Genomic DNA, 12,998 nt, shown 5'->3' with positions numbered 1-12,998 from the left:
AAAGCACGAAATACGTGCCAAGTGACTTTAATGCTTAATTAAACAGCAAGTTGTTCAATATTTTATATACTTTCTTGAAGAAGCTGAATTGAATAGTTAATTGTATGTAAAGCACTTGCAAGTTCCTGAGGAGGAATTCGTGATTCTTGCAAACTGGTAATCCATTGCATTTGGCATAGTTTAAGCTCTTGTATTGTTGAGGCTTTCTCTGTTTTTTGAACAAGTGGTTTAGTCATTAGTCCGCAATAACTACTAAGCGTTTTCATCATTAATAATTGTATTTCTTCGAAAGAAAGAGCCTTAGAAGACATTACTGGTTGAAAATATGTAGCGCAGGCCTGATCTAAATTTTTTTGCTCGGAAAGCTGGATTTCGCCAACAAGATTCGGGGAATGTGCTATGGAGGTAGTAACAGATTCTTTTTGATTTTCTTCTACTTTATTTATTGGTGATGTTTTTAAAATAATTTCTTCATCAGTTAATGTTTCTGTAGAGGCAGCTGGGGCAATAAGTTCTAAGTCGAGAAGCTGTTGAATCAATTCTGGAGAAGCAATACGTTTTTTAAATTCACCATTTAAGTTTTGAAAATCTTCATGGTCTATTAAGAGTAATAAACGTCTTTGTTTTGCATTTAAAACAATATTGCGTTGTTGAAGCGCAACTCTTCCTAAATTGGTTCTATAAAAACCAGCCATTATGTTTCCCCAATATAAAGATAAATCAGACTGTTCAATTTTCTGAGTTGAACAGTGCTGTTTTTAATAAAATATAAATGGGGTTAACCATAAAACTCAAAAATGACAATATGATGAAGAATTGATGAATATCATCTATTTAAGTCGTTAAAGTACACTTTCTAATGCTTTGCGAAGGTAAATATCAAGCTCATCTTGGCGTAATAACCATTGAATATAGTCTTTAGGAAGTTCAGCAATTGCTGTGCCTTTATGCTTACCAAAGTTAACCGTTGTGGGGATACGTGCTTCTTCAGAAACTCGGTATAGCTCTTCAATATCTTGAATATTTAAATGATAGACAATATGCATCAAAATATTAGCAGTCAAAATAATATCTGCATCGGCACGGTGTGCACCTTTGAGTAATTCACGAGCTTTACTGCTGCCTTGCGAAATCATATAGATGAGGGCGGAGATATTATGTGCTTCTGCATCTGGCCAAACTTTACGCGCTAAAGCTAAAGTACAAATCGGTTTAATATTCGATACATCCACACCACAACGCGCAATTGCGGCAATATCGTAATCAATATTGTGACCAATAATATAAGTCGTGCTCTCTGGTAATTTAAACGTTTTATAGTGAGGCTGGTTTTCTAAATCTGACTCTAATATATGGTGAACTGCCATAGCGGCGTAGGAAATAGGGGCACCGACTTGATAGAGCTGATCAAACAATTTGCTTTTATCTAATGTGAGCTTGCCTTCATTAATTTCAATCGGGGCATACGCAATTTCAATAGGCAAACCATTTAGTGTATGTGTTTCTGTATCTAAAATAATGGTTTGCATAACTGGCCCTTTAAACAATCACGAGTAGCTATAAATGTTAACAGTTGGTTGTTCACTTTAAAACATGAAGAGAAGGTTAGATGCCAATAAGAAATTCAATTTATGTTGAAAAGTAGAAGATTTCAGTGCTAATTTTGATCAAATGTGACTTGCTAAAAATTAAGTTTAGGCGTAATTGTTTTTAAGACATTAGAAAATGTTGATTAAAAAACTAAAGCACAACAAAAATGGAATTTAAGGGAAGATATACCAATGAAAATGAAACTGTTCATGACCAGTGTTCTTAGCACAAGCTTATTGTTGACGGCATGTGGTGGAGGAAGTAGCGATGACAGCCCAGTAACTACCAATCCATCTGGTACTCCAGCCAATAATATTCAAAACCCAGTAGTTAAAGTAGATGCTTACACGAGCACGAACCTAGGATCAGTTGCTGCTGAAAGTAGTATTCTGACCTATAAAATGTTAGGCCAAAGTGGCCAAGAAGTGCAGGCAACCAGTTTAGTATTCACACCAAATACTCCACCACCAACAGGCGGTTGGCCAATTGTAGTCTGGGCACATGGTACTACAGGTGTTGCAGATGCCTGTGCACCAAGTAAAGCAGCTTTAACAGACAGTACAAAAGATTTAATTAGTAAGTTACTCGCAGCTGGTTATGTTGTTGTTGCGCCAGACTATGAAGGTTTAGGTACTTCAGGCATACATCCATTTTTAAATGTTAAAAGTGAGGCTTTCTCAATTACAGATGCTGTGGTTGCAACGCGTAACTATTTATCACAGCGTAACTTATTAACTTCAAAAAAATGGCTTACAGTCGGTCATTCCCAAGGGGGGCATGCTGCGTTAGGTGCTGCACAATATGCGAGTCGTGCACAGCTAGACTATAAAGGTACAGTAGCCGTAGCACCAGCTTCTAATTTAGGTTTTATTTTAGTTGCAGGTGAACAAGCTGTTGCTAATGCAACTATAGATAAAAAGATTCCGATGTATGCACAGCTTGATACCTATACTGCGTTAGTTACAGCAGGTATTCGAAATACACAACCAAGCTTTAATTATTCGCAGGTATTTACTTCACAAACAGAAAGTACAGCACAGCAGGCAGAAACGATTTGTGCTGGGCCATTAGCCCAAGCTTTGGCAGTTAATATGCAAACCTACGCAGCAACACATGGCGGCACACTGGACGGTTTTACGCGTACACAACCTAACTTTATGGCAGTACCCTTGGTTAAAACATTCTTAGATAAAGATTCTCAACCTTTACAGGCAAAAGTATCTACACCAATCATTATTTATCAGGGGCTAGCAGATACAACAGTTCCGAAAGTAGCTACAGATATTTTGATATCTAATGCCACTGTCGTAGGTACTAAAATTAATAGTTATGTGACGGGTAACTGGGACCATAATACGGCAATGAGTAGTAATGTAGACAACATTGTTGGAAATGTTCAGACCTTGCTAACGGCACAATAGAGTTATTGATATTTAAAGTATTTTCAACCTTATTGTAAGCTAAAGTGAATGAGGAAAAAATTTTAAATATAAGCTTTAAACCAGCTTTTTTATTGATTTATAAACAATGGCTCATTTTTTATAAAACTTGAGCCATTTTTATTTAAAACTGAGCTAACTTCATTCTGTTTAATTATAAAGTTCATGCTACAATATGTCGCAATCTTAGCACGGCTTAAAAGCCCTAATTTTATAGGACCCCCGCTAATGTTTGCCAATATTTCCATTTCTGAATTTGATCCAGAATTAGCTCAAGCAATTGCTTCTGAAGGTGAGCGTCAAGAAGCACATATCGAGTTAATTGCTTCTGAAAACTATTGCTCTCCTGCTGTGATGGAAGCGCAAGGATCAAAACTTACGAATAAATATGCAGAAGGTTATCCAGGTAAACGCTATTATGGCGGTTGCGAATATGTGGATATCATTGAGCAAATGGCGATTGATCGTGCTAAAGAACTTTTTGGTGCAGATTACGCAAACGTTCAACCACACGCTGGTTCACAAGCTAACTCTGCTGTTTATCTAGCGCTTCTTAACCCAGGCGATACTGTTTTAGGTATGAGCTTGGCTCACGGTGGTCACTTGACTCACGGTGCTAAAGTAAGCTTCTCTGGTAAAACTTATAATGCAGTTCAATACGGTCTAAACGCTGAAACTGGCGAGATCGATTATGAAGAAGTTGAACGCTTAGCATTAGAGCACAAGCCACGTATGATCGTTGCTGGTTTCTCTGCTTACAGCCGTGTTGTAGATTGGCAACGTTTCCGTGACATCGCGGATAAAGTTGGCGCTTACCTTTTTGTTGATATGGCTCACGTTGCAGGTCTTGTAGCTGCTGGCGTATATCCAAACCCAGTTCAAATTGCTGACGTAACTACAACTACGACTCACAAAACACTTCGTGGTCCACGTTCTGGTTTAATCCTTGCGAAAGCGAATGAAGAAATCGAGAAAAAACTTCAATCAGCTGTATTCCCTGGTAACCAAGGTGGTCCATTGATGCATGCGATTGCTGCTAAAGCAATCTGCTTCAAAGAAGCAATGTCTGATGAGTTTAAAGCTTACCAACAACAAGTTGTGAAAAATGCTCAAGCTATGGCTGAAGTGTTAATCGCTCGTGGTTATGACGTTGTTTCTGGTGGTACAGAAAACCACTTGTTCTTGTTATCTTTAATCAAACAAGACGTAACTGGTAAAGATGCAGATGCTTGGTTAGGTGCTGCTCACATTACTGTGAACAAAAACTCAGTTCCAAATGACCCACGCTCTCCATTTGTGACTTCTGGTATCCGTATCGGTACTCCAGCGGTAACAACTCGTGGTTTCGGTGAAGCTGAAGTTCGTGAACTTGCTGGTTGGATCGCTGACGTGATTGACAGCAAAGGTGACGAAAAAGTTATTGCTGACGTAAAAGCGAAAGTTGAAACTGTTTGTGCAAAATTCCCTGTATACGCACAATAAGTTGTAAATATAAAAAAAGCGCCATACGGCGCTTTTTTTATATCAAGTTAATTAGGGAAGAATTAACTTTCCGATTTTACCGATGACTCGGCATTATGCCAGCCACCACCTAATGCGCGGATTAAATTTACACTAGCCATCATTCTAGTGCCGTTAAGCTGTGCAGAAAGTTGCTCTTGTTGCAAAATAGTCCGATCCGAATCAATCACATCAAGATAGCTAATCGCACCTTCTCGATAACGTAAATGAGACAATTGATTTGCATGACGAGAAGAAGATAGCGCTTGGCTTTGAGCCTGAATTTGCTGATCGAGAATTCTTTGGTCAGATAGACCATTTTCAACTTCGCGAAATGCATTCAATACAGTTTGGCGATAGTTTGCGACGCTTTCTTCATAGGCAGCCCGTGCTTGAGCGACTCCAGCTTTACGTTGTCCGCCGTCAAATAATGGCAAAGATAAAATAGTGCCTGCGACTGGACCAAGTAAGAATGTACGGCTCGACCATTTTCCTAAATCACCTAAAGTTGATGATTCATAACCGAGTGCACCTGTCAGGTCTAGTTTTGGAAAGAAAGCAGCGCGTGCAATTCCAATACGCGCATTATCTGCTGCCATAGCACGTTCGGCAGCAGCAATATCAGGTCGTCTTTCAAGTAAAGCTGAAGGTAAACCAGCTGGTAGACGGAGGCTGTTTGCAGTTAAAGGTTCAATTGCCAAGCTAAATTCAGCTGGTGTTTTGCCTAACAATACTGCAAGTGCATGCTCTGCATTGGCCCGGTTACGAGCAATGTTCAGTGCATTGGTTTGAGCTGTAGCCAGTTCAGTCTGTGCGCGAGAAACATCTAATTCACTGACTAAACCATTCCTAAAACGTGTTTGAACTAAGTCACGTGTCTCGCCAAGCAATTTAATAGTGCGATTATAAATTGCTTGTTCAGCATCAAGCTGACGAATGAGAAAGTAATCTTGGGCAACATCTGCTTGCAAAGCTAAAAGTGCCGACTGATATAAAGCCTCTTGTTGCTGTACATCAGCTGTTGCTGCATTGACACTACTGGCGATACGACCAAATAAATCGAGCTCATATGAAACATTTGCTTGAGCACGCCATAAGGTTTGTGCAGATGTATGAGCGTTGTCATCTAAGCCTAATGAAGCAGGAGAGGGTTTTTGACGAGTTGGGCCAAAGCCAGCACCAATACTTGGCAAACGTTCAGCTTGTGCTGCTGAACGTAACGCACGTGAAGCTTGAATATTAGCTGCTGCCGCTTTAAGACTTTGGTTTCCAGAAATGGCTTGTTGTTCGAGCTCATTCAATTGAGCATCATTAAAAACACGCCACCACTCACCTCGAATCTGCTGATCGGCAGGTTGGGCAATTTTCCAATTATTGTCTTCAAGTTTAGGGTCTGACTCTTTAAATTTGACTGGAACTATCACCTTTGCAGGTTGATATTCAGGAGCCAAAGAGCAGCCTGCAAGCAGCAGGCTTCCCATGAGTGAGGACAATAATAAGCTTTGTTTTGTTGTAGCCATCAAATATCCTCCTTAATGATCATGTGGGGTAGATAAAGGTGCTTCATGAACTGCTGCCGAATGCAATTTATGTTTGCTGTTCAGTGTGCGAATCAGGACATAAAAGGCAGGGGTCAGGAACAAACCAAACAGCGTTACACCGATCATGCCGAAGAACACCGCAATACCCATGGCATGACGCATTTCAGACCCAGCACCAGTTGAGGTAACAAGTGGGACTACACCCATAATGAATGCAATAGAAGTCATTAAAATTGGACGTAAACGTAGACGACTTGCTTCAACAGCTGCTTTAAAGGCAGTTGCACCTTGCATTTCAAGTTCCCGTGCAAATTCGACAATTAATATGGCATTTTTACAGGCTAGCCCGACCAGTACCATCAGACCAATTTGGGTAAAGATGTTGTTATCTCCGCCTGTCAACCACACACCTGTTAGAGCCGCCAAGATTCCCATTGGTACAATTAAGATTACAGCTAAAGGTAAAGTTAGACTTTCATATTGAGCGGCTAAAACTAAGAACACCAGTAAGACGCTAATTGGGAATACCCAGAGTCCTGCATTACCAGCCAAGATTTTTTGGTAAGTTAAATCTGTCCATTCAAACTTGATACCACGTGGTAGAGTTTGAGCAGCAATACGTTCAACCGCAGCTTCTGCTTGGCTAGATGAATAACCCGGTGCAGGCCCACCGTTAATATCGGCTGATGTGTAGCCATTGTAACGAACTACCATTTCTGGGCCATAAGTTTGAGTTACATTCACCAATGAAGATAACGGAACCATTTGTCCGGCACTGTTACGGGTTTTAAGCTGCAAAATATCTTCAGGGTTAGCACGGAAAGGGGCATCGGCTTGCGCTCGAACCTGATAAACACGTCCAAAGCGGTTAAAGTCGTTAACGTACTGAGAACCTAAATAAATCTGCATGGTGTTGAAAACATCAGTCACAGCAACACCTTGTTGTTTGGCTTTTACACGGTCCAGATCTACGTTTAGTTGAGGTACGTTAATTTGATAACTTGAGAACATTGGACCCAGTTCAGGAGCTGATTGTGCTGCTTTCATAAAGTTTTGTGCAGCATCATTCAATGCTGAATAGCCTAAGGCACCTCGGTCTTCGAGTTGGAGTTTAAAGCCGCCCATGGTGCCTAAGCCCATCACTGGTGGGGGTGGGAAAACCGCAATATAGGCATCTTGAATGGCTGAATATTTCTGGTTGAGTGCACCAGCAATTGCATTTGCAGATAAGTCTTTAGCCTTACGTTCATCGAATGGTTTTAAGGTTACAAAGACAATACCGGCACTTGAGCTGTTGGTAAAACCATTAATTGAGAGGCCAGGGAAGGCAACTGCACTTTCTACACCAGGCTGTTTAAGTGCGGTGTCACTCATTTTACGAATGACAGCTTCGGTACGATCTAAAGACGCGCCGTTCGGTAATTGAGCAAAGCTAATCAAATATTGTTTGTCTTGAGCGGGAACAAAGCCACCCGGAACAATATAAGAAATACCAACGGTTAAACCTAAAAGTGCAGCATAGACACCCATTGCCGATGCTTTATGGGAGATAACACGACTTACGCCTTTACCATAGTTGTCTGACGCACGGGTAAATACGCGGTTAAACAGCGCAAAGAAACGTCCGAATACACGGTTCATAAGGCGTGTTAATGCATCAGGTTTAGCATCATGTCCTTTTAGCAGCATGGCTGCTAAAGCAGGGGATAGAGTAAGAGAGTTAAATGCCGAAATGACCGTTGAAATGGCAATGGTCATGGCAAATTGTTTATAAAATTGCCCTGTTAAGCCTGTCATAAAGGCAAGAGGTACGAATACGGCAACGAGCGTTAAAGCAATCGCAATAATCGGTCCGCTCACTTCTCGCATCGCGCGATAAGTTGCATCTCTTGGACTTAAGCCCGCTTCAATATTCCTCTCGACATTTTCGACGACCACAATCGCGTCATCGACCACAATCCCGATGGCGAGTACCATCCCGAACAGTGAAAGCGCATTGATTGAGTAACCAAAAGCAAGCATGAGCGCGAATGTACCAATAATTGAAACTGGTACAGCAAGCAATGGAATGATTGAAGCACGCCATGTTTGTAAGAATAAAATAACAACCACAACAACCAGTGCAATCGCTTCAAGCAAGGTATGAACAACCGCTTTAATACTGGCACGTACGAACTGAGTCGGATCGTAAACAATGTCGTATTTAATTGAAGATGGGAAATCTTTTGAAAGTTCTTTCATCGTGCTACGCACTTGATCAGAAACTTGCAAAGCATTAGCACCCGGTGCTTGGAAAATTGGAATAGCAACCGCTTGTTTATTATCGAGTAATGAACGTAAGCCATATTGTGAAGCTGCAAGTTCAACACGAGCAACATCACCTAAGCGGGTGACAGCGCCATCTGGTGCAGTTTTTAAAATGATATCTGCGAATTCTTGCTCAGTCGTTAAACGACCTTGAGCATTCACTGAAAGTTGTACAGGAGAATTCGTTGGCGATGCACCAATGGTACCTGCTGCAACCTGAATGTTTTGTTCGCGGATTGCACTCACAATTTCAGTGGCTGTGAGATTACGTTGTGCTACTTTTTGTGGGTCGAGCCAGACACGCATTGCGTAGTCACCCGAACCAAATAAACCGACTTCACCTACACCTTGTAAGCGTGCCAAACGGTCTTTTACGTTGAGGACCGCGTAGTTACGCAAGTAGGTCATGTCATAGCGATTATCTGGTGAAGTCAGATGCACAACCATGGTTAAAGTCGGTGAGCTTTTTAACGTAGTGACACCTAAACGCTGTACGTCTTCAGGTAAGCGAGGCATGGCCTGAGATACACGGTTTTGAACCAATTGCTGAGCTTTGTCTGGGTCAATACCAAGCTTAAAGTTCACCGTAATGGTTAAGTTACCGTCGCTGTTTGCCTGAGATTGCATATACAGCATGTCTTCAACGCCGTTGATGGATTCTTCAAGCGGAGAAGCAACAGTTTCAGCAATTACTTTCGGGTTTGCACCTGGATATTGAGCACGTACCACCACAGATGGTGGAACAACTTCCGGATATTCTGAAATCGGTAATTTAAATACCGAAAGTAAACCGGCAAGTAGAATCAATACTGATAACACACCAGCAAAGATCGGCCGATCAATAAAGAATTTAGAAATATTCATATGTGATTAACCTTTTGCCGGAGTTGATGTTTTTTCTGTTGGCTGAGGTTGAGGAGTAGTGCTGCTCGCAGTGATTTGTGCATTTGGCATTGGAACAAGATGCGGGGTAACAGGGTCACCCGGACGAATTCGCTGTAAACCATTCACCACAATACGGTCACCCGCTTGTAATCCACTATTTACGATTTGCAAGCCATCTTGTTGTGTGCCAAGTTTTACTTCACGGTAAGCGGTCTGATTTTTAGCATCGACTACAACAACAAAGCGTTTATCTTGGTCGACGCCGACCGCTGTTGGACTAATCAGAATTGCTGAACGAGGTTGACCACCACCCAGACGGATTCGAGCATATAAACCCGGTAATAAAACTCCGTTTGGATTGTCGAAAGTCGCGCGAACACGAATGGTACCTGAGGTTGTATCTAGGTTATTGTCGATTGAGTTGATGACTCCTTCACGAGAAAACCCGGTTTCATTGGCAAGTCCCATATAGACAGGAACTTGTGCTGAATTACGCTGATTACTGATGTATTTCAGGTAAGTTTGTTCATCAACATCGAAAGATGCGTAAAGGCGGGATACAGAGACTAAACTTGTTAAAATCTGTGCTCCATTACCCGCAGAGACCACGTTGCCTACAGTCACTTCGGCACGAGAAATTCGACCACTGACTGGTGCAGTAATGCGCGTGTACTCAAGATTTAAACGTGCAGATTGAACGGCTGCTCTAGCGGCTTGCAGGTTGGCACTGGCTGAGCGCGCATCATTTTCAGCTAGATCTAACTCTTGACGAGATACAGCATTACTTTGAATTAGACGTTGAATACGAGAAAGATTAGAACCAGTATAAGTCACTTGTGCTTCAGCTGAAGCGAGTTGAGCCTGGGCACGATTGAGTTCTGCTTCGAAAGGACGCGGATCAATAGTAAAAAGTAACTGGCCTTTTCTAACCAGACTGCCATCTTTGAAATGTACGGAAATGAGTTTACCTGAAACCTGTGGCCGAATATCGACTTGATCAATGGCTTCTAAGCGACCGGAATATTCTTGCCAATCGGTAATGGTTTTGCTGATGACATTAGAAATATCAACAGTAGCAGCTTGTTGGGCTGTGGTCGGTGCAGCTTTTGCATCGGCATTTTCATGTAAAAACATAAAACTGCCACCCGTTGCCAAAATGGCGACAAAGATGGCAGACAGCGCAAACTGTTTGCGGGAAAATGACATGAGGTGCTCCTACTTATTTGGATACCTGTTTTCAGACTTTTAATTATGGTCCGTATGGGAGAAACAGGGTTTATGGGATGGACGGAGCATAAAAGTTTGTCAATCACGAATAAATATATTAAATTCGATAACACTATTCGTATTTTTATAACAATTGATGTGTTTGAATGAAAAAATGCATTAATTGATAGGAGTGTGTGTGTGGATCTATTTCATGCCATGAAAGTATTTAACAAAGTTGTCGAAACAAATAGTTTCAGTTTAGCGGCTGACAGTTTAGGCCTACCGCGTGCTTCTGTGACTACAACCATTCAGGGTTTAGAAAAACATTTACAGGTTCGTTTATTAAATCGAACCACCCGTAAACTCAGTTTGACGCCAGATGGTGCAGTTTATTATGAACGTACTGCACGAATTTTAGCCGATGTTGAAGACGTTGAATCGACTTTTCATGATTCGGAACGCGGACCACGAGGCCGACTACGTATCGATGTTAAAGCTTCAATCGGAAGACTCATCCTTATTCCGATGCTTTGTGATTTTCATTCTAAATATCCTGATATTGATTTGGTGATTGGAATGAGTGATCGCCCCGTAGATCTGGTGCAAGATGCGGTGGATTGTGTCATTCGTATTGGTCAGTTGAAAGATTCAAGTTTGGTGGCACGTCGTATCGGAACAATTCAGTGTGTGACGGTTGCTGCACCACGTTACTTGGTGGAACATGGCGAACCAAAAACTATTGATGATCTACAAAAACACCAAGTCGTGCATTACTTTAATAGTCGTACCGGACGCAATATCGACTGGGATTTTATGGTTGATGGGGAAATTCACAGCGTTGGCGTGAAAGGGCGCGTTTCTGTCAATGATGGTGATTCATATATTGATTTGGCAGTACAGGGCTTTGGATTAATTCAATGTCCATATTATATGGTGGCAAAACATTTAGAGTCTGGTGCGCTTAGGGAGGTATTGACTGAATGGTTGCCTGCACCTATGCCAATATCAGTCGTTTATCTACAAAACCGTCATTTATCGCCTAAAGTCCGTGTATTTGTAGATTGGGTAGCCGAATTATTTGCAGGTTGTCCATTGCTGAGTGGTTGCTCAATGTCATTAGATCAAAAATGTGAATTTGCCAGTGCCAAAGAACATAACCATGAATACACCATTCGGACATTGGTTCAAAATGAAAATATGGCAGAGGCTTACACACTCAAAAACTAACTTAAAATTTGAGTGATTTTTCAACATTTAATGAGGTAATACCATCCGCTGTTTTGACATCTTCATAAATCCTTAATTTACTGGTATAGAAATTGCAATTATTTCGGCAGAAGAGTAATTTAATTACTCAAGTTTTTATCACCTTATTTGGATTTTAAGGAGAAGCTTCAAGATGGCAAGCTTTATGAAAAAAATGTTCGTTTCAACAACCTTAGTTTTGGCTGCTGTTGCAACGAATGTTCAAGCAAAGGATTGGAAGGTGATTCGTTTTGGTACGGAGTCCTCTTATGCACCATTTGAATATAAAACACCAGATGGCAAGTTAACTGGTTTTGACGTTGATTTGGGTAATGCTATTTGTGCAAAACTCAAAGCCAAATGTGTTTGGGTTGAAAACTCTTTTGATGGGATGATTCCAGCACTTAAAGCGAAAAAATTTGACGGTATTCTTTCATCAATGACGGTGACTGATGAACGTGCGAAACAAATTTTGTTTAGTAGCAAAATCTACAACACGCCAACACGTATGGTTGCAAAAAAAGGCTCACCGTTATTACCAACAGCTGCATCATTGAAAGGTAAGCGTGTAGGGGTACAACAGGGCACAATTCAAGAAACTTATGCTAAAACCTATTGGGCAACAAAAGGTGTAACCGTTGTACCTTATCCAGTCCAAGATTTGATTTATCAAGACATGATGTCAGGTCGCTTAGATGCAACTTTACAAGATGCAATCATGGTTGATGGTGCTTTCTTAAAACAACCAAAAGGCAAAAACTTTACTTTTGTCGGCAACAATGTGGTTGATGCAAAAACACTGGGTGTAGGCGCAGCGATTGGTTTACGCAAAGAAGATGCAGATTTGAAAGCGAATATTGACAAAGCTCTCGCAGCAATCATTGCGGACGGTACATACAAGAAACTCGAGAAAAAATATTTCTCCTTTAACATTTACTAATGATGTGAAAAATGTCGGCTTAGTGCCGACATTTTAAAATCTATTCTCATCTCATCAATATTAGATATTGTTTTTAAGGAGAAGATGAGTCATGTTTTTATCTGGCTATGGGCCACTCCTTCTCAGCGGAACATGGATGACCATACAGCTTGCGCTGTTGTCACTTTTGCTTTCTGTCATTATTGGCTTAATTGGTGCGAGTTCAAAACTCTCTAATATTAAAGCTTTACGCTATATTGCGACTGCCTATACCACGCTCATTCGTAGCGTGCCTGACTTAGTGATTATGCTGCTGTTATTTTATAGCTTGCAGTTGGGTCTAAACCAAATTACTGAAGCCCT

General features: G+C 41.1%; 10 protein-coding genes and 1 pseudogene. 5 read left to right on the top strand and 6 right to left on the bottom strand.

What is annotated here, in order from left to right; all coding sequences use genetic code 11:
• Positions 1-62: 62 nt before the first annotated feature.
• Both UC75_RS06860 and UC75_RS06855 read right to left on the bottom strand, forming a co-directional pair.
• On the bottom strand, positions 63-695 hold the full coding sequence (locus UC75_RS06860; RefSeq protein ID WP_049837116.1) for a hypothetical protein: 633 nt from the start codon (positions 693-695) through the stop codon (positions 63-65).
• A gap of 147 nt (positions 696-842) precedes the next feature.
• A complete protein-coding gene (locus UC75_RS06855; RefSeq protein ID WP_049837115.1) occupies positions 843-1,529 on the bottom strand; it encodes a 3'-5' exonuclease in 687 nt (228 codons plus the stop codon).
• 252 nt (positions 1,530-1,781) lie between these two features.
• On the opposite strand from UC75_RS06855, the gene UC75_RS06850 reads away from it, so the two are divergent.
• The gene (locus UC75_RS06850; RefSeq protein WP_049837114.1) at positions 1,782-3,011 is read left to right on the top strand and encodes an alpha/beta hydrolase; all 1,230 of its coding nucleotides are present in this window, start codon (positions 1,782-1,784) and stop codon (positions 3,009-3,011) included.
• A gap of 92 nt (positions 3,012-3,103) precedes the next feature.
• On the opposite strand, the pseudogene UC75_RS20520 reads toward UC75_RS06850, so the two are convergent.
• Positions 3,104-3,196, bottom strand: a pseudogene (locus UC75_RS20520) (hypothetical protein); the annotation flags it as partial.
• Positions 3,197-3,257: 61 nt separating this feature from the next.
• Between UC75_RS20520 and glyA the strand changes: the two are divergent.
• A complete protein-coding gene (gene glyA / locus UC75_RS06845) occupies positions 3,258-4,511 on the top strand; it encodes a serine hydroxymethyltransferase (protein WP_032052288.1) in 1,254 nt (417 codons plus the stop codon).
• A 62-nt stretch (positions 4,512-4,573) separates the two neighbouring features.
• Here the strand turns inward: glyA and UC75_RS06840 are convergent, their stop codons facing one another.
• From UC75_RS06840 to adeF, 3 genes are read right to left on the bottom strand one after another with little or no spacing between them, the layout of a single operon-like run.
• Positions 4,574-6,049, bottom strand: coding sequence for an efflux transporter outer membrane subunit (locus UC75_RS06840; RefSeq protein WP_049837113.1), 1,476 nt, complete (start codon positions 6,047-6,049; stop codon positions 4,574-4,576).
• Positions 6,050-6,061: 12 nt separating this feature from the next.
• On the bottom strand, positions 6,062-9,241 hold the full coding sequence (gene adeG, locus UC75_RS06835; RefSeq protein ID WP_049837112.1) for a multidrug efflux RND transporter permease subunit AdeG: 3,180 nt from the start codon (positions 9,239-9,241) through the stop codon (positions 6,062-6,064).
• Between the two features lie 6 nt (positions 9,242-9,247).
• Positions 9,248-10,468 carry a multidrug efflux RND transporter periplasmic adaptor subunit AdeF gene (adeF, locus tag UC75_RS06830; protein ID WP_049837111.1) on the bottom strand — a complete coding sequence of 407 codons (1,221 nt, stop codon included), beginning with the start codon at positions 10,466-10,468 and terminating at the stop codon, positions 9,248-9,250.
• A 201-nt stretch (positions 10,469-10,669) separates the two neighbouring features.
• Here adeF and UC75_RS06825 point away from each other — a divergent pair, with 201 nt between their 5' ends.
• From UC75_RS06825 to UC75_RS20515, 3 genes are all read left to right on the top strand, one after another.
• A complete protein-coding gene (locus tag UC75_RS06825; RefSeq protein ID WP_049837110.1) occupies positions 10,670-11,698 on the top strand; it encodes a LysR family transcriptional regulator in 1,029 nt (342 codons plus the stop codon).
• 172 nt (positions 11,699-11,870) lie between these two features.
• On the top strand, positions 11,871-12,656 hold the full coding sequence (locus tag UC75_RS06820; RefSeq protein ID WP_049837109.1) for an ABC transporter substrate-binding protein: 786 nt from the start codon (positions 11,871-11,873) through the stop codon (positions 12,654-12,656).
• A 91-nt stretch (positions 12,657-12,747) separates the two neighbouring features.
• Positions 12,748-12,998: ABC transporter permease subunit (locus tag UC75_RS20515; protein ID WP_228137141.1), on the top strand; the 251-nt coding region annotated here is incomplete at its 3' end.

Source organism: Acinetobacter sp. V2, from assembly GCF_001188385.1.
Classification (GTDB): domain Bacteria; phylum Pseudomonadota; class Gammaproteobacteria; order Pseudomonadales; family Moraxellaceae; genus Acinetobacter; species Acinetobacter oleivorans.
The sequence above is the reverse complement of the archived record's forward strand: the minus strand, read 5'-3'. Positions and strand labels throughout refer to the sequence as shown.

What these genes read in the sequence shown, in the direction of transcription:
- UC75_RS06860 (WP_049837116.1), bottom strand. Translation starts at nt 695, where the DNA reads ATGGCTGGTTTTTATAGAACCAATTTAGGAAGAGTTGCGCTTCAACAA.
- UC75_RS06855 (WP_049837115.1), bottom strand. Translation starts at nt 1,529, where the DNA reads ATGCAAACCATTATTTTAGATACAGAAACACATACACTAAATGGTTTG.
- UC75_RS06850 (WP_049837114.1), top strand. Translation starts at nt 1,782, where the DNA reads ATGAAAATGAAACTGTTCATGACCAGTGTTCTTAGCACAAGCTTATTG.
- glyA (WP_032052288.1), top strand. Translation starts at nt 3,258, where the DNA reads ATGTTTGCCAATATTTCCATTTCTGAATTTGATCCAGAATTAGCTCAA.
- UC75_RS06840 (WP_049837113.1), bottom strand. Translation starts at nt 6,049, where the DNA reads ATGGCTACAACAAAACAAAGCTTATTATTGTCCTCACTCATGGGAAGC.
- adeG (WP_049837112.1), bottom strand. Translation starts at nt 9,241, where the DNA reads ATGAATATTTCTAAATTCTTTATTGATCGGCCGATCTTTGCTGGTGTG.
- adeF (WP_049837111.1), bottom strand. Translation starts at nt 10,468, where the DNA reads ATGTCATTTTCCCGCAAACAGTTTGCGCTGTCTGCCATCTTTGTCGCC.
- UC75_RS06820 (WP_049837109.1), top strand. Translation starts at nt 11,871, where the DNA reads ATGGCAAGCTTTATGAAAAAAATGTTCGTTTCAACAACCTTAGTTTTG.